Annotated in this window: 19 protein-coding genes; 12 read left to right on the top strand and 7 right to left on the bottom strand. The window is 44.4% G+C overall.

What is annotated here, in order from left to right:
* Nucleotides 1–2,574: a beta-mannosidase gene (locus NSQ99_RS21630; RefSeq protein WP_340839062.1), complete on the top strand. Its 2,574-nt coding sequence runs from the start codon at nucleotides 1–3 to the stop codon at nucleotides 2,572–2,574.
* Between the two features lie 127 nt (nucleotides 2,575–2,701).
* Here NSQ99_RS21630 and NSQ99_RS21635 read toward each other — a convergent pair whose 3' ends face one another.
* The gene (locus NSQ99_RS21635; protein WP_340839063.1) at nucleotides 2,702–2,941 is read right to left on the bottom strand and encodes a hypothetical protein; all 240 of its coding nucleotides are present in this window, start codon (nucleotides 2,939–2,941) and stop codon (nucleotides 2,702–2,704) included.
* 171 nt (nucleotides 2,942–3,112) lie between these two features.
* On the opposite strand from NSQ99_RS21635, the gene NSQ99_RS21640 reads away from it, so the two are divergent.
* Both NSQ99_RS21640 and NSQ99_RS21645 read left to right on the top strand, forming a co-directional pair.
* Entirely contained in the window at nucleotides 3,113–3,820 is a 708-nt protein-coding gene (locus NSQ99_RS21640) for an HAD family hydrolase (RefSeq protein ID WP_340839064.1), read from the top strand.
* A 54-nt stretch (nucleotides 3,821–3,874) separates the two neighbouring features.
* The gene (locus tag NSQ99_RS21645) at nucleotides 3,875–4,888 is read left to right on the top strand and encodes an HD domain-containing phosphohydrolase (RefSeq protein ID WP_340839065.1); all 1,014 of its coding nucleotides are present in this window, start codon (nucleotides 3,875–3,877) and stop codon (nucleotides 4,886–4,888) included.
* A 198-nt stretch (nucleotides 4,889–5,086) separates the two neighbouring features.
* On the opposite strand, the gene NSQ99_RS21650 is transcribed toward NSQ99_RS21645, so the two are convergent.
* Entirely contained in the window at nucleotides 5,087–7,984 is a 2,898-nt protein-coding gene (locus tag NSQ99_RS21650) for a DEAD/DEAH box helicase (RefSeq protein WP_340839066.1), read from the bottom strand.
* 123 nt (nucleotides 7,985–8,107) lie between these two features.
* Here NSQ99_RS21650 and NSQ99_RS21655 point away from each other — a divergent pair, with 123 nt between their 5' ends.
* Together NSQ99_RS21655 and NSQ99_RS21660 are read left to right on the top strand one after the other, a co-directional pair.
* Entirely contained in the window at nucleotides 8,108–9,103 is a 996-nt protein-coding gene (locus NSQ99_RS21655) for an LLM class flavin-dependent oxidoreductase (protein WP_340839067.1), read from the top strand.
* 87 nt (nucleotides 9,104–9,190) lie between these two features.
* Nucleotides 9,191–10,483 (top strand): TraB/GumN family protein, encoded by a 1,293-nt coding sequence (locus NSQ99_RS21660; RefSeq protein ID WP_340839068.1) that lies wholly within the window; start codon nucleotides 9,191–9,193, stop codon nucleotides 10,481–10,483.
* Nucleotides 10,484–10,633: 150 nt separating this feature from the next.
* On the opposite strand, the gene NSQ99_RS21665 is transcribed toward NSQ99_RS21660, so the two are convergent.
* Nucleotides 10,634–10,957, bottom strand: a complete 324-nt coding sequence (locus tag NSQ99_RS21665; RefSeq protein ID WP_340839069.1) for a thioredoxin family protein — start codon at nucleotides 10,955–10,957, stop codon at nucleotides 10,634–10,636.
* A 464-nt stretch (nucleotides 10,958–11,421) separates the two neighbouring features.
* On the opposite strand from NSQ99_RS21665, the gene NSQ99_RS21670 reads away from it, so the two are divergent.
* The 7 genes from NSQ99_RS21670 to NSQ99_RS21700 all read left to right on the top strand — a co-directional run bounded on the left by NSQ99_RS21670 (nucleotide 11,422) and on the right by NSQ99_RS21700 (nucleotide 18,241).
* On the top strand, nucleotides 11,422–11,595 hold the full coding sequence (locus NSQ99_RS21670) for a hypothetical protein (RefSeq protein ID WP_251671621.1): 174 nt from the start codon (nucleotides 11,422–11,424) through the stop codon (nucleotides 11,593–11,595).
* Nucleotides 11,596–11,758: 163 nt separating this feature from the next.
* The gene (gene ltrA / locus NSQ99_RS21675) at nucleotides 11,759–13,021 is read left to right on the top strand and encodes a group II intron reverse transcriptase/maturase (RefSeq protein ID WP_340834732.1); all 1,263 of its coding nucleotides are present in this window, start codon (nucleotides 11,759–11,761) and stop codon (nucleotides 13,019–13,021) included.
* Between the two features lie 111 nt (nucleotides 13,022–13,132).
* Entirely contained in the window at nucleotides 13,133–13,915 is a 783-nt protein-coding gene (locus NSQ99_RS21680) for a TerC family protein (RefSeq protein ID WP_251671493.1), read from the top strand.
* Nucleotides 13,916–13,992: 77 nt separating this feature from the next.
* Nucleotides 13,993–14,436, top strand: a complete 444-nt coding sequence (locus NSQ99_RS21685; protein WP_340839070.1) for an MEKHLA domain-containing protein — start codon at nucleotides 13,993–13,995, stop codon at nucleotides 14,434–14,436.
* Between the two features lie 15 nt (nucleotides 14,437–14,451).
* The gene (locus NSQ99_RS21690) at nucleotides 14,452–15,330 is read left to right on the top strand and encodes a DUF72 domain-containing protein (RefSeq protein WP_340839229.1); all 879 of its coding nucleotides are present in this window, start codon (nucleotides 14,452–14,454) and stop codon (nucleotides 15,328–15,330) included.
* 404 nt (nucleotides 15,331–15,734) lie between these two features.
* Nucleotides 15,735–17,135: a threonine synthase gene (thrC, locus tag NSQ99_RS21695; RefSeq protein WP_340839071.1), complete on the top strand. Its 1,401-nt coding sequence runs from the start codon at nucleotides 15,735–15,737 to the stop codon at nucleotides 17,133–17,135.
* A 173-nt stretch (nucleotides 17,136–17,308) separates the two neighbouring features.
* Complete coding sequence (locus NSQ99_RS21700; protein ID WP_251671507.1) at nucleotides 17,309–18,241, top strand: manganese-dependent inorganic pyrophosphatase; 933 nt, start codon at nucleotides 17,309–17,311, stop codon at nucleotides 18,239–18,241.
* A gap of 176 nt (nucleotides 18,242–18,417) precedes the next feature.
* Here the strand turns inward: NSQ99_RS21700 and NSQ99_RS21705 are convergent, their stop codons facing one another.
* From NSQ99_RS21705 to NSQ99_RS21720, 4 genes are all read right to left on the bottom strand, one after another.
* Nucleotides 18,418–19,272, bottom strand: a complete 855-nt coding sequence (locus NSQ99_RS21705) for an IS3 family transposase (protein WP_340834468.1) — start codon at nucleotides 19,270–19,272, stop codon at nucleotides 18,418–18,420.
* Nucleotides 19,273–19,292: 20 nt separating this feature from the next.
* Nucleotides 19,293–19,982: a helix-turn-helix domain-containing protein gene (locus NSQ99_RS21710; RefSeq protein WP_340834466.1), complete on the bottom strand. Its 690-nt coding sequence runs from the start codon at nucleotides 19,980–19,982 to the stop codon at nucleotides 19,293–19,295.
* A 98-nt stretch (nucleotides 19,983–20,080) separates the two neighbouring features.
* Nucleotides 20,081–20,743, bottom strand: coding sequence for a metal-dependent hydrolase (locus NSQ99_RS21715; RefSeq protein WP_251671509.1), 663 nt, complete (start codon nucleotides 20,741–20,743; stop codon nucleotides 20,081–20,083).
* A gap of 26 nt (nucleotides 20,744–20,769) precedes the next feature.
* Nucleotides 20,770–20,931, bottom strand: coding sequence for a hypothetical protein (locus NSQ99_RS21720; protein WP_340839072.1), 162 nt, complete (start codon nucleotides 20,929–20,931; stop codon nucleotides 20,770–20,772).
* Nucleotides 20,932–20,937: the final 6 nt, after the last annotated feature.

Here is a 20,937-nt window from a genome sequence, read left to right on the forward strand (position 1 = left end):
ATGAGCCATACGATGTTTATAGATTCCTGGAGCTTTAAAGCAACGAAGGATGAGACGTGGATGCCAGCCCAAGTGCCGGGCTGTGTACATACGGATCTATTAAAGCAAGGACGTATTTCAGATCCTTTTTACGGGACAAATGAGCATGATCTGCAATGGATTGATAAGATAGATTGGGAGTATAAAAGCAGCTTTGAAGCGTCTGAAGCATTTATGAAGGAGGAAATAAAGGAGCTTCATTTTCATGGACTAGATACCTACGCCAATGTGTACTTAAACGATCAGCTCATTGTTGAAGCCGATAATATGTTCCGCATCTGGAGTGTGGATGTGTCGGATAAGCTGAAGGATGGAAAGAATGAGCTTAAAATCGTTTTTCGTTCTCCGATTCAAGAGGACTTACCGAAGCTGAAAGCGTTAGGCTACCGGTTGCCAGCCTCTAATGATCAGTCTGTGCTTGGCGGGCTAGGTGAGGATCAAGTAAGTATATTTGCTCGTAAAGCGCCATACCACTATGGCTGGGACTGGGGACCGCGGTTTGTAACAAGCGGGATTTGGCGTCCAGTGGAGCTTGTCGCTTGGTCCGGTGTCCTAATAAGAGATGTATATATCGACCAGCTACATGTAACAAGTGAGAAAGCTGAGCTAATTGCACGTATTCAGCTGGATTCAACCATTACCGGTAAGGTTGTCCTTCAGCTGACGACAGAGGATATGAATTGGAATCTTCAAGCTGAGCTACAGCCAGGAACTCACGAGCTATCGATGCCGATCGTTATCGACAGCCCTAAGCTATGGTGGAGCAGAGGATTAGGTGATGCTCATCGCTATACCTTTACAGCGGAAGCTGTAGCTGAACAGGAAGGGGGAAGCTATAAATCGCTGCAGCAGGTTAAAACAGGTCTGCGCAGTGTAAAGCTTATTCGTAAGCGTGATGCTGAGGGTACAGGTGCATCGTTTTATTTCGAGCTGAATGGTATCCCTGTATTCGCCAAAGGAGCCAATCATATTCCGAATGATAGCTTTATTACAGAGGTAACGGAGGAGCGTTATCGCGCAGAGGTGCTTGCAGCTGCTGAAGCGAATATGAACATGCTTCGCGTATGGGGCGGCGGTATCTATGAACCGAATGTATTCTATGATCTATGCGATGAGTACGGCATTATGGTATGGCAGGACTTCATGTTTGCATGCAGCATGTATCCAGGAGATGAGCATTTCCTGCAAAATGTAAAGCAGGAAGCAATCGATAATGTGAAACGGCTTCGTAATCATCCATCCATCGTACTGTGGTGTGGAAACAATGAGATTGATTCGGCATGGGCTCACTACGATGAGGACGCTGGCTGGGGCTGGAAAAAAGCATTTAGTGCTGAATTGCGCGAAAAGCTATGGAGTGACTACGAGAAAATTTTCCATGAACTATTACCGAACGTTATCAGTGAGCTGCATGCTAGTGTAGAGTACTGGCCTTCCTCCCCAATCGTATCGCTGACAGGCAACAAGGAGCAGCACGGGAACCCAGACACGAACGAAGGCGATATGCATTATTGGGGCGTATGGCACAATGTCGAGCCGTTTGAAAATTATCAAATTAAGCTAGGTCGATTTATGAGTGAATATGGCTTCCAGTCGTTCCCAGAGTATCGAACGATTCGCAGCTTTGCAGAAGAGGATGAGCTGGATATTAGCTCAAAGGTAATGAAGGCCCATCAAAAGAATGGGGACGGCAATCGCTTAATTAAGCAATATATGGATCTATATATGAAGCAGCCCACCAGCTTTAAGAGCTTTCTATACTTAAGCCAAGTGCTGCAGGCAGATGCGATGAAAATGGCGATTGAAGCGCATCGCAGAAAAATGCCATATTGCATGGGATCGTTATACTGGCAAATGAACGATTGCTGGCCTGTCGCTTCCTGGTCTGGCATCGACTATTATGGCCGCTGGAAGGCGCTGCATTACTATGCGAAACGCAGCTTTGCACCATTGCTAATCTCCGCACAGGAGGAGCACGATCAGCTGCATGTTTACATCGTATCAGACCGACTTGCTCCTAGTAAGGGCGTGCTATGGTTAGAGCTCTTCAATACGAGTGGAAAGCTTATACGTACAACAAGCAAGGAAGCGATAAGTCCAGCAAATTCCTCTCAGCTAAGTGAGAGCATATCGATTGCTGCATTGCTTGATGGACAGCGTAAAGAAGAGGTTGTACTCGTAATCACTTGGATCGGTGAGGACGGGGAGCGGGTTAGATATGAGCATTACTTTGTAAAAAATCAGCAGCTTGAGCTTAAGAAGCCAACGATTGTTGTGAAGGAGGAGCACGCTGAGGAAGGGACAGTCATCACGCTATCAAGTGATGTTGTCGCTAAGCAGGTTGTGTTAATTGCAGAGCACGAGGGCATGTGGTCAGATAACTACTTTGATCTAATACCTGGCAAGCCGCATACCGTTACCTTCATGAGTTATGACGGCAGTGCACAATATCGCCAAGCACAAGCAGGAAGCATTACAGTGCAATCGATGTTTGAGCATGTTGTGCATTCCTCTGCTGCAATTGCCGATGCATAAGAGGTAAGAGCTCGCTGCTTCAAGTTGTGTAGGCCCAATATAGCTTTAATGTAAAAAACAGGTGGAGAATATTTTCTTCACCTGTTTTATTTGCAGGGATATAAGGACTTTCAATTGATTATCACTGCTACTCTTCTTCTTTACTTTTTCTTGCTTGGCGGTAGCTGACAAAAAGCAAAAACCCACCTACGACAAGACAGCCGTAAAACCAAACCGAACGATACCAAGTATATTTAAATTCCGTCCAAAAGCTCATACCACCTTCACTTGCAGGCAGGATAGAATATAGTGACACTTCCAATCCAAACATGACGAGGAAGAACAAGAATACAGGAAGGAATAAAATCCACATTAGCTTAGCATTCATACAAAACCAACTTTCTAATCATTAGATGTATTGTTTTAAGCGAAGCACTACATAAGTATCGGTCATTGCAGAGCAGAAATCAATAAACCGAAATCATTATTAACACAAAATACAAATCTTAAAATTGGTTTTCTGATACAATAGAATTACTTTTAAATGTAGGAGAGTACAATGAATAAAGCTGTATTTTTTGATGTTGATGATACGCTGTATGATCATTTGATTCCATTTCGCAAGGCAGTTTATCCATGGACTGAGCATATTGCTCATTTTCCATACGAGAAAGCTTATCACCGTATGCGTTACTATAGCGATATGCTATCACTAGAGTTTGGCGGCGCTGGTCAGATGGAGGAAGGTGACTCAACTGATCTTATGCGAAGAAAAAGATTCCAGCTAGCACTGGAGGAATTTGATGTTCTGTTAACAGAGCAGGAAGCCGAGGAGATTCAGCAGTTGTATCTAGCGTGCCAGTTTGATATTGAGTGCTTTGATGGGGCAAGGGAGCTAATACTGGAGCTGCAGCAGAAAGGCTATGTGGTAGGCTTGCTTACCAATGGCGCAGAAGCTCACCAATGGAAAAAGATTCGCGCGCTAAAGCTTGATGAGATCATTCCACTGAGTCGAATTTTTGTATCAGGTACATATGGGATCGACAAGCCAGATCCGGACATTTTCCGTCTTATTAATGAGAGAATTGATATACCGGCAGCGCAATGTACATACATTGGAGATTCTTGGCGCAACGATGTAATTGGCGCTTGCCATGCTGACTGGAATGTCATTTGGTTCAATCATCGTGAGCTAGAGCAAGAGGCGGGTATAACGCTGCTCGGTGATGTGAAGGATTATGCTGAGCTTAGAGCGATACTGCTATAGCTTAGCTTGCGATAGAATGATAGCAAACAATCTACTAAAGAGAGTGAACACGAGATGGACAATGCGAATAAACGATTACTTCCTTATTTTGAACAGCTTTTGCGTTTGTCCGATGCGGTCATTATTACGGATTCGCGACATCATATTTGTTTCGTAAATGAGACGTATGAACGAATAACGGGCTTTGCTGCTCACGAGGTAACGGGGAGAAAAGCAGGCTTATTGCGTACGAAGCATACCCCTGCTGAAACATACCAGCATATGCACCATGCATTAAGCCGCAACGAGCCATGGTCTGGTGTATTCACGAACCGTAAACGAAGCGGTCAATTGTGGCATTCCTCCATTACGATTACACCTTATGTTGTGGAGGAGCAGACGTATTATGTTGGTGTTTTCCGCGAGCTAGAGCAGCTGCAACGAGGACATTACTTGGATGAGCAGCGCGCAGGTAATCTTCAGAGCTCGTTGCTGAAGGTGCTTGCTATATCCTGCGAAATTCGTGACCCCGGGATAGAGAACCATCTCATACGAGTTCAGCAGCTTACGGAGCTGCTAGTCAATCGTTATAACGAAACGCAAGGTCAAAAGCTGCTTCAGAGCTATATCCAGCAAATAATTAATGGGAGCATCCTTCATGATATAGGCAAATCAGCGATACCAGAAGGAATATTGTACAAGCCGGGCACACTTGCGCCGTATGAACGGACGATTATTGAGATGCATCCCTACATTGGTGTAGACATCCTGGATAAAATTAATGGGGAGCTACATGATGAGCTGTTTGAGGATGAATTTGCCGTTGCTAAAAATATCATCCTTCATCATCATGAGCGCTGGGATGGCAATGGATATCCGATGAAGCTTAAGCAGACAGAGATTCCGCTTGAAGCACGTATCGTAAGTGTAGTCGATGTGTTTGATGCATTAACCTCAAAACGTCCCTATAAGGAAAAGTGGACGGCTAAAGCGGCGATTGAGCTGCTTATAGAACAGAAGAACAAGCAGTTTGACGCTGAAATTGTAGACGTCTTTGTTACACTGTATGAGGATGGTCTGCTGGACTAATTTGCTTATTTTATGATGAAGACTGAAAGCTTGTAGGTTATGAGTCGTTAAAAAGCGAACTAAGCGAACTATACTGAATCTTCGACTTGAAGCTTCAACATATAGTTCGCTTTTTTCATTGGCTAAAACCTGTGGTCCCAGCCTCTTTTGCATTGCATTTTCGTTAGCTGAAGCCTAACTAATGCTTCTAAATATAGCTTATGAGTCATCCTCCAGCGACTGATGCTGTAGCAGCAAAAGCAAATCATCCTCAGACAATGAGCTGGAGCTTAATGTATCCTGCTCGAGCATATCGTTAACAAGCTGCTGCTTACGCTCTTGCAGCTGAATCATCTTATCTTCAAGTGTTCCCTCTGCAACTAATCGAATAATATGCACAGGCTGCTGCTGACCGATACGATGCACACGGTCGCCTGCCTGCTGCTCTACAGCGGGATTCCACCATAAGTCGTATAAAATAACGGTATCTGCACCTACAAGATTGAGTCCTGTTCCACCTGCTTTTAAAGAAAGCAAGAACAGTTCGCGTTCTCCTTGATTAAACCTATCGACAAATTCAATTCGCTCCTTTGCTGGCGTACTGCCATCCAGATAGAAGTGTCGAAATCCTCTAAGCTCCAGCTCTGTTGAGATTATACGAAGCATGGAAGTAAATTGAGAGAAAATTAGTATCCGCTTGCCCATACTGCTGCCCTCTTCTACGATCTGTAGCAGCTGCTGCAGCTTCGCTGAGTCACCCGTATAGCCTTCAATGAACAAGGCGGGATGGCAGCATATTTGACGAAGTCTCGTAATACCGGCTAGTATTCTAATTCGCCGTTCGCCCTTCTTCTTAGGGTCAAGATGCTTTAAGGAATCCTCCTGCAGCTTTGCCAGATGTGCTAAGTATAGCTTTTTTTGCTCCATCGTTAGCGGTGAGCTGTAGGTAGATTCTACCTTCGGCGGCAGCTCCTGCAGTACATCTTTTTTTGTTCTGCGCAATAGGAAGGGGGCAATGGCTTGCTTTAGCTTAGCTCTATGAAGGTCCAGCCACTTTTGCTTCTCTGTAAACAGCTCAGGGTTTACAAAGCTTAGTATGGATAGGAGCTCCTCTAGTCGATTCTCAATCGGTGTTCCTGTCAACGCAAAGCGATGGGCAGCGCTAAGCTTTCTTAACGCTAAGGACGTTTTCGTATAATCATTCTTAAATGCTTGTGCTTCATCGCAAATGATTGTATGAAAGTGGTGGCCTTCAAAAAAATTAAGCTGTGAACGCAGCGTTTGATAGGAAACGATCCATATATGCGCCTGCTGCCACGCTTCTTTATGCTTCACGTGATTAAAATGCTCTGCTTCGAGTACGGCAACCTCAACTCCAGGCGCAAAACGCTGCAGCTCATGCTCCCAATTGTATAGTAGTGATGCAGGCGTAACGACTAGCTGCTTGTCCATTGCTGCACTACCCATTTCATACTGACTCACGATAAACATAATGGCCTGCAATGTTTTACCTAGTCCCATTTCATCAGCCAATATCCCCCCTAGCTTATGCTGTGCCAAATTCATCATCCACTGATAGCCATCAAGCTGATAGTCACGCGGCTGAGCCGTAATCATTTGTGGTAGTGGCGCATTAAGCTGCTCGGGATTTCTAATACTGTTAAGAAACTGTCGCAAGCTCCGTGAGAGCATAATTCCTTCGGTTTGATCCATAGCTAGCATTGCTGGAATCGCACGCTGAAGTGGGATACGTTCATCATACTTACTTGGGTGGGTCAAGCCGAGCTCCTTCATCATCCGCAGTAGTGCATCGTACTGTGGGTTCTCTAGAGATAGCAGCGTACCTTGAGATAAGCGATAATATTTTCGCTTCTGTACGAGCGCAGCCAGCAGCTGCTTCAGCTCCTGATCGCTAATGCCTTTCATCGAGAATGAATATTGAAGCCAGTTGCTTTTTTCCTCCCAAGAAAGCTTGAGCTGCGGATATACCTGTTCGGTCACATATCGAAGCTTAACAGCTGTCGTTGCATGGATCTGTGCGAGCTGCTTTAATTGAGGCAGAACCGTTCGGAAAAATGTATATTCATCATCATCACCTTCAATGATCATGCCACCTTCTGTCTGGAGGCCGGGCAGCTCTAACAGTAAGTTTAGTATTTCATCCTCCTTATCTCTTTCCCGCAGCACAATAAAGTCGTGATGGGTTGCAGTACCAGCGGGCAGAAAGGGCTGAATGGATAAGCTGCCATAATGAAATTCTACCCCGATGAGCAGCCGCTCACGGATTCTGTCCAAGTATATTGCGGCCTGCAGCGGCGTTGAAGTAAGCTTTCCGGCGATATCATCGGCAATGTGAATCGTAATGATTCGTTGGAGCTGCGGCACAGCTTGGTCGATAAACTGGCTAAGTGCATCCTGCTCTAGCAGCAGCTGCCCCGCCTCCTCTTGCAGCAGATTAGAAAGCTGCAGCAGCTGCTTGCCTTGCTCCCATGATATGCGATACAGCATGCCCTTCCAGCAAGCAAGCTCATAGTTTGGCAGCAGAACTAACGACTGCAGCTGCTCACCATTGATATGATAATAGCTGTCAGTATGCATGATGGACAGCGTAATGGGCAATTTATCCGAGGAGAATTGCAGCTGATCGAAGGCTTGAAGCTGTTCGTCCAGCGGCAAGCTATCTATATAATATTGAAGCTGAACGCGTGGCTCCTGCTCGAGAAGAGGTTCAAGTCGATGCCATAGGCTTCCTTGCACAGGAATTAGCTTCATCTTCACTGCTTCATACTCAGAAAAGAGCTGAAGCTGCTGCCACAGCAGCTGACAAATGGTAAGAGCATTACTATCGATCGAATATAGCTCTGGCTCATATCGAAACCCACGTGACATAGCGTATGTTTTATGATGGAGTACAGCATCTAAAAACCGATAAGGCTGTGTAATAATGTGGGGCTTTTTCGTTCCCGCAGCTAGCTCGAGTGCGATCGAATACGATCCGTCCTGCTCCTGCTGAAGCAAGCATAAGTATGAAAAATGCAAGGGTATGCGGTTCTGACCCGGCTTAGCAGACTGCTCAAAAATTTGCAGCAGCTGCATCGCTTTACTTTGATCCTTCAAAAATAATAACCTCCCGTTCGCTTATAGCCTGTATCATAAGTATACCTGTTCGAGCGCAACTTTGCTTCTAGAAGGTTCAATTGGTACTATAGAATTAGACATCGCAAGGAGGGTAAGAGAATAATGAAAAAAATTCCTTTTTCTATATTAGATGTAGCACCCATTATTGAAGGCGGCGGAGTGGCCGACGCATTGCAGCGTTCGGTTGAGCTTGCTCAGATGGCAGAGCAGCAGGGCTATACAAGATTTTGGCTCGCTGAGCACCATAATGCACCGAATATTGCAAGCTCAGCGACAGCTGTTGTTATTGCTCATGTTGCATCCCAGACCAAAACGATTCGTGTAGGCTCAGGTGGTGTTATGCTGCCCAATCATGCCCCTCTAGCAATCGCAGAGCAGTTCGGAACATTAGAGGCTTTGCACCCAGGAAGAATTGATCTTGGCTTAGGTAGAGCTCCTGGAACAGATCCAATTACGGCTAGAGCATTACGTGGCGAGCGGCATACGAATGGCGCGAACTTCCCGGAGCAGCTGGAGGAGCTTCAAAGCTTTATGCATCCAGCAAGGCATGTTCAGCATGCGATTCGCGCGATTCCAGGAGAGGGTGCAGATGTTCCCATTTGGCTTCTTGGCTCAAGTGATTTCAGTGCTGCACTGGCTGCAGAAAAGGGGCTGCCGTTTGCATTTGCCGGTCATTTCTCACCAACCTATATCGTGCCTGCGTTAAAGCTGTATAAGCAGTCCTTTAAGCCATCTAGCGATCATGAAAAGCCCTACAGCATGGTTGCAGTCAACGTCATCATCGCTGATACGGATGAAGAGGCTCAATATTTGGCAACATCGATGCATCAGATGTTTCTAGGCTTTATCCGCAACAAACGAACCCCACTTCAGCCTCCTGTTGAGAATATGGACGAGCTATGGAGTGAGCAGGAAAAGTTTATGGTGGAGCAGCAGGTAGGCTCATCGATCATCGGTAGCAAGCAAACGGTACAAGATAAATTACAAAAGCTTATTGAAGCGACTGATGTGGATGAGATTATGGCAACGGCTTACATATTTGATCACGAAGCTAGATTAAATTCTTTCAAAATGCTGGCGTCCATTTTACAAAAATAATAAATTAATTGCGTTAAATACTATTGGTAACATTTAGGTGAAAGTGCTATACTAGTTTAACTATGACTTTTTAGGAGGATGAAAGACTTGAAGAAGTGGTTAACTAGCTTTATGGCGCTTTTACTCGTATTTGCATTCGCTCTACCAACACAAGCGCAATCAAGCGGTGTTTCCGTTGTTTACAACGGTGAAAAGCTGGCATTTTCTGAGCCTGCATTTGTTGAAAAAGGTAAAACGTATGTACCGATTAGAAGCTTTTTTGAAGGATTAGAATATGAGGTTAGCTATAAGGGCGCTCAAAAGGAAATTATTCTTGATTGGGCTAACTATGAATCTATTATTCATTTAGATACCATGCAGGTTACTGAATATGATGAGGTTATCATTGAGAACCTTGATCTTGTATATCGCAATCATACATATTACGCGCCTATTCGTGAGCTGGAGCCTGTAACGATTACAACGACGAAATGGGATTCAGCAGCGAGAACCGTATATATTATTGATGACTATACTTCAGTTGTTGAGGAAGACCATATTGCACCTGAGGGCTTTCTATGGAAAGTAGCAAAGGGCGACAAAACGGCTTATATGCTTGGTTCTATTCATGTAGGCGATGGATCCATGTATCCGCTGCGTGATGCTATCTATGAGGCATACGATGAATCAGATATCGTTGTAACCGAGGTGGACATCTCACGTGAACCATCCGAAGATGAGATGGTTGAAATTGAAAAACTACTATATTATCAGGATGGCACAACGCTGAAGGATCACCTGACTCCGGAGCTCTATAACTCTGTTATTTCTATTGCTAAAGAGATTGGTATGGAAGGCGAAGATTTGAAAGAGTTCGAGACGTATCAGGTTTGGTTTGTCAATATGCTGTTTGCATCTTTAGCAGATGCAAGTGAAGCTAGTGCTGGACTTGGCGTTGATCTACATTTCCTATTGCTAGCTGACGAGGATGAGCTGCCAACTGGCGAGCTAGAATCGTTTATGCTTCAATATAATATGCTTTCTGGCTTCTCTTCAGAGCTGCAGGAGCAGCTATTGCAAGAGACAGTAACATATTATGAGTATTTAAGTAGTGGCATGGAATTGCCAGCAACGAGCACAGACTATCTGCTTGAGATTTGGGCTGACGGTAACTTAGAAGCGTTGGATGAAATTGCTAACGAGATGAAGTCCTCCAATCTTGAATACTACGATGGCTTGCTTACAATACGTAATGTTGGTATGACAGATAAAATCGAGCAATATTTGAATGAAGGCAGCTATAACACATACTTCGTCATTGCAGGAGCGCTGCACTTTGCAGGTGAGGATAGCATTATTAAAATGCTAGAAGAGCGTGGCTATACCGTTGAAAGACTATAAGACGAAGCTCATTTGCTGAAGCGATGTTTGAGTGAGTAGGCTTATGAAAGAATGCAACTGCGTCTAAGCTGTCGGTATTATAGCTTAGTAATTGTCAAGGGAGCGATTGAAGTTCATTAATGACTTCTTCACGCTCCCTTTTTTTATTGCTCATGTAAGCTTCTCGTAGATTGCAGAAACAGAGTGGAGTGCATATACCACGTCAACAAGCTGTCCGTGTTCAATAATGGCAAGAGCGGGTATGCTTTTAATTTGCCAAAGCTGACGAAAGTGCGGTGTGAAGTTAATGTTTGCACGATATAGACGGTAAGGAACACCTGTTTCGGCAACAATCTCAAGCATTGTTGAAGCGACCTTGCACGTTCCGCATAAGGGTGTTGTAAATAATATGGCTGCTTTACCAACCTCCATCTCTGCAATGGATAGCAGCTGCTGTTCGTTCAGTTCATCTATGCTAGATATATTTTTACTCATAATTGAATCTCTCCTTCATAAAATTAAGCATAAACTTTTTTTTGAGAAAATGAAACCATTGTTAGGCGAATGCGTATAGATAGTCACAAAGCAAAACGTTTATATGAAAATACCTCCAAAGGGGAGTAGCTCTAGCAATAAAGTCGTCATTACGAGTGAAAGCTCCGGCTTTATTGGCAGCGATACAATCGTTGTTAGCAAGACCTTTGCCTATTTAGTTATAGGTAAAGGTCTTTTTTGTGGTGTGCCCAGCATGGGCGCTATCTCTAGGGTTCAAGTCCCGAATGGTGAAGGCAGTAGTAGCCATAGCTTAAGGCAAGGGTGTCCATCGCGAGATGGAATCTGAAGGAAGCCAGCGGCAAATCTCCGGTCTGAGGGACACGAACTTCATACAAGGCTAGCGTACGTTGGATGAAGTTGCCGCACAAACTGAAGTCCATACTGCCGAAGGCGTACGAGAGTAAATGAAGCAGATAGATGGAGAGGAAGATAGCGTTCTTACCTGGGGAGATCTGTGCGGAATGCGAAGTGAACTTCGTAACCTTGCCCACGAGGGCGAGCTGAACGTACAGAAGTCAGCAGAGGTCATAGTACGCAGGCTGTTGCAACAGCTAGCGGAAGGACCGAACATGGAATAGGAATGAAGAATCTTGGCGTTCGAGGATGGGCGATGAAAGCAGACAATCCGAAAGGACTTATCTGAGGAAAGTAGCGGTGAATACGCGAGGGTACTCGGAAGGGCAGAGCTCATCAGCGGCACAAAGAGAAAGAATCATTCACGCAAGGGAGTTGTATCTAAGGATGATCGAAGAAGTACTGTCACGAGAAAACATGCTATCGGCGCTAGCGAGGGTCGAAGCGAATAAAGGAAGCCACGGCGTAGATGGCATGTCGGTAAAAGATTTACGCAGACACCTCGTACAACATTGGCAAACCATTCGCGAAAGCATAAAGAAAGGAGCGTATGAACCGAGCCCAGTCCGTCGGGTCGAAATCCCGAAACCGAACGGTGGAACTCGGCTCTTAGGCATACCTACGGTGACAGATCGCCTCATTCAGCAAGCAATCATCCAAGTATTAACGCCTGTATTTGACCCAACGTTTTCCGAGCAAAGTTATGGATTTCGCCCACAACGGCGAGGGCATGATGCGGTAAGGAAAGCACGAAGCTACATGGAAGAGGGATACCGCATTGTGGTAGACATTGACATGGAGAAATTCTTCGACCGAATCCACCACGACCGCTTAATGGCAAAGCTGGCGGAACGAGTGACAGACAAAATGGTGCTGAAACTTATTCGCGGCTATCTGCAAGCGGGAGTAATGGAAGGTGGTCTCGTTCAATCGACAACGGAAGGAGCCCCGCAAGGAGGTCCACTTAGTCCGTTATTATCGAATATCGTCCTAGACGAGCTGGATAAGGAACTGGAAAAGAGGAACCTCCGTTTCGTGAGATATGCCGACGACTGCAACATCTACGTGAAAACGTGGAAGGCAGGACAACGAGTGATGAGCTCCATTACTGCATTCATCGAAGGAAAACTGAAATTGAAGGTTAACCGAGAGAAAAGTGCGGTTGCCCGTCCATGGAAGCGCAAGTTTCTAGGGTTCACGTTCAGCTGGGAGAAGAAAAATCCGCGAATAAAGATCGCAAAGCCATCACTAGATCGAGTGAAAGCAAAGATTAAAGCGATCACCTCTCGGAGTGAGCCGATCCCGATCGAACTACGAATAAAGGAACTCAATCAATATCTTACAGGTTGGTGCGGTTATTATGCATTAGCCGATACGAAAAGTGTGTTCCAAGGGTTGGACGAATGGATAAGAAGAAGGCTTCGAATGTGTATATGGAAAGAATGGAAGCAGCCGAAGACAAAGGTCAGAAAACTGCTGTCGTTAGGCGTTTCGAAACAAAAGGCACACGAATGGGGAAATTCGAGGAAGAAATACTGGAGAATTGCATGTAGCCCGATTCTTCATCGGTCACTAGACAACCAATATTGGTCATCTCTTGGACTGAGAAGTTTAACGGACAGATATAATCACTTGCGGAATATGACATGAACCGCCGTGTACCGAACGGTATGCACGGTGGTGTGAGAGGACGGGGGCTAGCCGCCCCCTCCTACTCGATTGGACGTAGTAAAGAGGATGTACATAAAAAGGAGGATCTTCATGGATTGGTCAATGTTTTTTGAATTTGGTTCAGTGCTGCTCATTCTTGTCGCTTTAGAAGGCTTGCTTGCAGCAGACAATGCCCTAGTGCTAGCCATTATGGTAAAGCATCTACCGGAAGCAGAGCGTAAAAAGGCATTATTCTACGGGTTATTCGGTGCATTGGTGTTTAGATTTGCTTCGTTGTTCGCCATTTCTTTTCTTGTCAACATATGGCAAGTGCAAGCGATTGGCGCCCTTTACCTGCTGTTTATCGCTATAAATCATATCGTCAGAAAGCTGTGGTTCCATAGCAAGCAGGATGAGACGTCGAAGAAGGAAAAGAAAGGCAGCGGCTTCTGGATGACCGTATTGAAGGTCGAGCTAGCTGATATTGCTTTTGCGATAGATTCTATCCTAGCCGCAATTGCTTTAGCGGTATCGCTGCCCAAAACGAATCTACCGGCTATTGGCGGAATGGATGGCGGACATTTTATCGTCATATTCATTGGAGGATTAATCGGGGTTGTTATTATGCGGTTTGCAGCAAATATGTTCGTTAAGCTGCTGGAGAGCCGTCCAGGACTAGAAATTGCGGCCTTTATGATTGTTGGATGGGTAGGAGTGAAGCTTGCAGTTCATACATTAAGTCATGAGGCACTTGGAGTAATCTCGCATGATTTTGCTGAATCAACAGGCTGGAAGCTTACGTTCTACATCGTATTGATTGGTATTGCTGTATGCGGTTGGTTTTTATCAAGCAAGAAGGAAGCTGTTAGTGAAACGAAAAAAATGTCTGCTTAGTGTTGAGTTGTTTGCAATTGTAAAGTAGCTCCGTACTTGTTAAAGTAAATGTAAATGAATAACAAGGAGGAGGCGGCATGAACGAGACTCATGCGAGAAGGCTGCTTAATAGCTACAAGCATTGGACGGGGAAAGAGCTGATTCCTATTGATTCCAAGCTTCCGCTATTAGAGCAGCTAGAGGAGTCGGCAGTTGTCATACTATCTCATGGCACAGAGCCTGATCCGATCTTGAATTACGGTAATGCCAAAGCTCTGTCTCTATGGGAAATGAGCAAGGAGCAATTTACAAAGACTCCATCCAGACTGACAGCAGAGCCGATGGAGCGTGAGCAGCGAGCTGAGTTTTTTCGCAACGTGACCAGTAACGGCTATGTTGACAATTACACAGGTATTCGTATCTCCGCTACAGGGCGCAGGTTTTACATTAAGGCAGCTACAGTATGGAATGTGCTCGATGAGCAAGGGCAATACTGTGGACAAGCAGCCGCCTTTCGTACGATTGTGCGAATTGAGTCTTAAAGTGAGGGATGCATGATGAGTATTGCTATTGGTCTTGGCGGATGGGGAGATCATGATGCGATCTATCCTACAGGATTGAAAAGCAGTGATCGACTTGCACACTACAGCAAGCATTTTCATATGGTTGAGATTGACAGTACGTTTTATGCGATTCAATCACCGGAGCGTATGGAAAAATGGATAGCTGACACGCCGCCTGAATTTAAATTTATAGTTAAAGCCTATCAAGGCATGACTGGTCATCAGCGAGGCAGCCTAGGCATAGGCAATAAACGTGAGGAAATGTACGAGGCATTTCTTGCTATGCTGCGGCCGCTTATCGAGCAGGATCGACTCGCTACTGTATTGTTTCAATATCCACCTTGGTTTGATTGCATGACGAAGCATGTTATGGTGCTGCGAGCAACGAAGCAGCGAATGGGTGATATTCCGTGTGCACTGGAATTCCGTCATCAGAGCTGGTGGACGGAAGAGATGCGTGAAAAAACACTGCAGTTTATGCGCGATGAGGGCTGGATGCACAGTGTGTGTGATGAACCACAAGCAGGAGAAGGAAGCATCCCTACTGTTGCTGAAGCAACGCACCCTAAGCTGACGATGGTCAGATTCCATGGACGCAATGAAGAGGGCTGGAATGATACTGGCCACGAGAATTGGCGCGAGGTTCGATATTTATACAATTATAGTGAACAGGAGCTTAAGGAATGGCTTCCACTGCTTAGTAAGCTCCAGTCGGAAAGCGAAGAGATCTACATCGTGTTTAACAATAATTCTGGTGGACATGCTGCTAAAAATGCAAAGCAGCTGATGGTCATGCTTGGACAGCAAACGCTGGATGGAAGGCATCCAATTGAGGCAATGCCAGATAAGCTAGAGCAGCTAGAGCTGTTTTAGTAATAGAGTGATAAGCTGCTTACAAAAGCTGCATTATCTACGGTATAAGTAAAACCGTGGCAATGCAGCTTTTGTCTTTCGTCCTTTACAATATCTAATGTACCAAATAATATAAGATGCAATGCAAGATCACTAATATTTGTTATAATTAAAACTAGATTGTGACAAGTTGTGTTTTCAAGCTTGCAGGTTAGAAAATGAAATCATAAAGAAAAAACAGGCGGTTAATTGCATTCATATGTCATTATCCTTTATTGTAGATATATATGTTAATGCACCCTAATCTATCGTATAACTGGCTTGTTTAGGAATATTGCAATTCAACATTCATTTTTCAAGTAAACGATGGTAAAATGCTAATAATATACGTGTACGAAAGTGCAGTAGAAGCAGGAGGAAAAATAATGGAGTACATTAGTACAAGAGGCAAGGTCGGTAGTATCGGCTTTATCGATGCATTTATGATGGGTCTAGCTAACGACGGTGGTTTACTAATCCCTAAGGAAATTCCGGTAATTTCAACTGAGACATTAAAATCATGGAGCAAGCTAAGCTATACTGATCTCGTGCTTGAAATTTTCTCATATTTTACAAACGATGAAATCCCTAAGGACGATCTTAAGGAGCTTGTTACAGCAAGCTATAGCAGCTTCCGTCATCCTGAGGTGACACCTGTTACGAAGCTCTCTGACGAGTTGTATCTGCTAGAGCTATTCCATGGGCCTACGTTCGCCTTTAAGGATGTTGCGCTGCAGTTTATGGGTCAGTTCTATTCCTATGTTGCGAAGAAAAAAGGTGTACGCATCAATATTTTAGGTGCGACGTCTGGGGATACTGGTGCATCAGCGATTGAAGGTGTTCGCGGTAAGGAAGGCATCAATATTTGCATCCTCCATCCACATGGCAAAGTTAGTAAGGTGCAAGAGCTGCAAATGACTACGGTTCAGGATGATAATGTACTGAATCTTTCTGTCGATGGAAACTTCGATGATTGCCAGCGCATCATTAAAGAGCTGTTTGCTGATCTAGAGTTTAAGTCAGCTAACGATCTAGCGGCAATTAACTCGATCAACTTTGTTCGGATTCTTGCGCAAATTGTGTACTACTTCTATGCTTACTTCAAAGTCGCTGCCAATATCGGAGTGGATAAAGTAAACTTCAGCGTGCCAACAGGAAACTTTGGCGATATCTTTGCTGGCTATATGGCTAAGCGTATGGGCCTTCCTGTTAACAAGCTAATTCTAGCTACGAACGAAAATAATATACTTGAGCGCTTTATTAAAGAAGGCGTCTATATGCCAGGTGATTTCCGCATGACCTATTCCCCATCGATGGACATTCAAGTGGCAAGCAACTTTGAGCGTTACTTGTATTATGTGCTAGGTGAGGATGCAGAGCTGATTACGAAGGTCATGGAGCAATTCAAGGTTGAGGGCGAAATCTCGATCACAGGTGAAGCGCTAGAGAAGGTTCAAGAGGAGTTTAGCGCACATGGTGTATTAGGTGCGGAATGCCTAGCTACTATCTCAAGCGTTAAAACAGATGTAGATTACTTACTTGATCCGCATAGTGCATGTGGCGTTGCTGCTGCGAAGCAATGTACAGCTCCAGGAGAGATTACTGTATCACTTGCTACGGCTCATCCAGCAAAGTTCAATGAAGCGATTGAGCGTTGTGGTATCGACCAGCAATATCCAGAGCAAATTAAAGTGCTGTTTGACAAAGAACAGCGTCAAACGCGCATTGCCGGAGATAAAGATGCGATTGCAGCTGCGATCGAGGAATTCTATAACAGTAAAAAATAGAAAAATGAGGCCGATACACCGCGACGCGACGGGTGTGTCGGCCATTTTCTATTATAATGCTAATTCAGTAAAGCTATAATGTATGAGAAGTGTTCATAGGACTGGGAATTGTAGGTTGAACCGAGTATAATAACAAGTAGAAATCTATCTAATGGTATAAGGAGTTATCAAACATGGCAAAAACGTTGATCTTTGGACACAAAAATCCAGACACGGATACGATTACATCAGCATTAGTGTATGCTGATCTAAAAACGAAGCTAGGCGCAGATGTAGAAGCGGTTCGCTTAGGCGAAGTGAATGGCGAAACAAAATTCGCACTGGACTATTTTGGTGCAGAGGCTCCTCGTCTTGTTACTACTGTAGCGAATGAAGCGAGTGAAGTGATTCTAGTAGACCATAATGAGCGCCAGCAAAGCGCTGATGATATCGATCAAGTACGCGTTGTTGAAGTAATCGATCACCACCGTATTGCGAATTTTGAGACAAGCGCACCTCTATATTTCCGTGCTGAGCCTGTTGGCTGCACAGCTACAATTCTGAAAAAGCTTTATAAGGAAAATGGTGTTGAGATTACGAAGCAAGCAGCGGGACTTATGCTGTCAGCAATCATCTCTGACTCCTTACTATTCAAATCACCAACATGCACAGAGCAAGATATTGCTGCAGCGAAAGAGCTTGCTGAAATCGCGGGTGTAGATGCACAGGTGTATGGACTTGACATGCTAAAAGCAGGCGCAGATCTAAGCGACAAAACGATTGAGCAGCTTATTTCACTAGATTCCAAAGAGTTTTCTATGGGCAACTATAAAGTAGAAATCGCACAAGTGAATGCAGTGGATACGAACGATGTATTGTCTCGCCAAGGTGAGCTTGAAGCAGCTCTTAACGGCATTATTGAAGCGAAAGGCCTTGACCTGTTCGTGTTAGTTACGACTGATATCTTGAACAACGACTCTATCGCGCTTGCTCTAGGCAGCAAAGCTGGAGCTGTTGAAAAAGCTTATAACGTGAAGCTTGATAACAACACAGCGCTATTAAAAGGCGTCGTATCTCGTAAATCTCAAATCGTTCCAGTGCTAACTGATACATTGAGTGCAATGTAATAAAGGAAGCATTAGCAATCTAATAGATGCGTTACAGTCATATAGACTATACGTAAATACGAAAAAGGCGTTCTGTTCTCCAGTATGAAGTGCACCCTGTCAAGTGGACAGTGTAAATAACAAAAATAATTTGCTTGGAGACCTCAGCTCATTTGAATGGAGCTGGGGTCTCTTTATTATGCAGCTTGCCGGTATTCATTTGGTGACAAACCGCCTAGACGCTCTGTATAGCGATAGTTGTTATAATAGAGGATATATTCACTAACATCCTTGAGGACATTTTCATAAGTGTCATACTTTGTAAGATAATAGCTCTCTGACTTGTACGTCCCCCAAAAACGCTCAATCGGCTGGTTGTCCAGGCATCGACTCACGCGAGACATGCTTTTCCTAAATCCGTATTTCACATGGAGTCGGTTATACTCATGGGACGTGTACTGGAAGCCTCTGTCGCTTTGGATGAGCGGGATTACACCAGGATTTTTCTCGTAAGCCTTCTTCAGCGTATCCATTACGAGCTTATTGTTGTTGGAACGACCTAATACCCATGAAACAATGGAGTTATCGTACACATCAATAATCGCGCTTAGATAGGCTTTGCAACCATTTCCATACTTCAGTTCTGTCACATCTGTACACCACTTTGAATTAGGAGAATGGGCATCAAAGCTACGATTCATTACATTTTCAACAATATGGATCTCAGGAGTTTTCACGTAGCTTGGCCGTTTCCTACGAATGACCGCTTTGAGTCCAAGGGCCCGCATGATTCGGTAATATCGCTTCTTGTTATACTTCTTTTTGAGTTTTCGGTTGAGCTGAGTACGTATTTGACGGTAACCGAGTATTCCTTTTCGCTTGTCATAACGAAGCTTTACTTCTTTGGCTAACAAACGGACTTCCATTTCCCTGGCAGATGGCGTCCAGTTTAGCCACTTATAATAGGCAGATCGAGCTACCCCCGCTAGTGCACATAACTTTGTAATGGCGTACCCTTTTTCTTTGTTCAATTCTTGAATCGCTTGATACAAGTTTACGTGTCGAACAAGGGTTAGCGTGTATTTCGTCGCTTGATCTCTTCCAACTTTTTTGCGAAGGCATTCTCCATCTCTAGGTATTCGTTTCGAGCTTCTAGTTCCTTGATCCGTAGCTTAAGACGTTCATGCTCATCTAGCTCGTCTACAGGCTTTTTACGACCACGGTTGTCCTTGAGAGCATCCTCGTTGCCTGCTTGATATTTACGAACCCATGCATAGACTTGCTGATAAGAGACGCCGTACTTTACGATCGCTTTCTGATAATCCATGTTATTAGCGATGGTATATTGTGCAATTTCAATGCGTTCTTCAAACGTTGTTTTACGTCCTTTATTCATAGGAGATAGCCCTCTTCCTTTACGAGTAGGTTTCAATTCTATCTCACCAGTATACTTGGAAATCCATTTCTGCAGGACACTTCTACTTGAAATATTGTGTTTTTTTATTGCAGCTGCTACGGAATAATGACCAGACAATACATCTTTAATAGCAGTTAGCTTTAATTCCTTCGAGTACGTTTTCCATGTATTCGATTCCTTTAATCCATTAAAACCATCCGCCATATATTTTCTTATCCAATCACGAACAGTGAGTGGACTAACGCCTAGCTGTTTCGCTTCATAGGTTGGATTGGATTTGTGTTCTAAACATAGCTGTACGACATACAATTTCGTTTCCAAAGAGGTTAGACTTCTTTTAGACATTAGAAAAACTCCCATCATTGTAGCAGTAGAAGTTTTTGTTTTTTCTACTGTCTACTATGATGGGAGCATATCAGTAGGAGGACAGAACGCCTTTTCTATTACAGCTTAAGCTTAAATTTCTTTTTTGTGATGGGGTAGAGCACCTTCACACCTGCAGGTGTAAACATATCCGCTACGATATGTGACAGATACGTAAGCATCGAAGCAATGCCTATTCCATCAATGCCTAGCTGCTGCTCTAGTCCGAAGCCAATCCAGCCCCATATGGGGACGATCCAGATCGTATGTGTCAGCCCTCTATGGCTTAGCCACGGAGCGATGATGACAAATGCGCCTAGGCCTATTAACCAATACCAGCCTTGATCGAAGCCGTACACTGCAAGCATTATTCCAACGAGGCTAACTAATGCATTTCTCCAGAAGCCTCGTGAAACAAGCAAGCCAAGAAGGGTAGCGACGATCGATGCTGCAAAGGCTGCAAGCAGCCAATCTGGACGAAATGATGCTTGGGTATAGGTTAGCCAGCCTAGCAACAAAAGCGAGGATAAACCGACAACAATGAGACTTGTATGAAGAATTCGACTTACTTTCGTAAGCTTGCGCGTAAGTACACTAGGCCCGTCTAGATCAGCCGCGAGTCCCGAGAAGCCGCCGATACCAGCAAAAAATAAGATCGTGTCGAGCTCCCCAGCTGGTGCGTGTACCAAGCCGTAGATTCCTCCAATAACAGCGCCAATGGTCAAATGTGTTTTACCGTTCATAGATCCTCCAGAAGTCCATCGTAACGCTATAAATGCTTATGATTAATGCGTTCATTGCGAATCATTTGTTCTAGCTTTTCAATTAGAATGGCGTCCATCTGATCCGCTTTTTCATTCCTAAGCCAGCCCCAGCGTTTTTTACGCTTAAGCAGCTTAAGTAAATATTCCTTTTCAAGTAGTGTAAACATATGATT

The sequence above is a fragment of the Paenibacillus sp. FSL W7-1287 genome (assembly GCF_038004245.1).
In the GTDB taxonomy this organism is placed as follows: Bacteria; Bacillota; Bacilli; order Paenibacillales; family Paenibacillaceae; genus Pristimantibacillus; species Pristimantibacillus camelliae.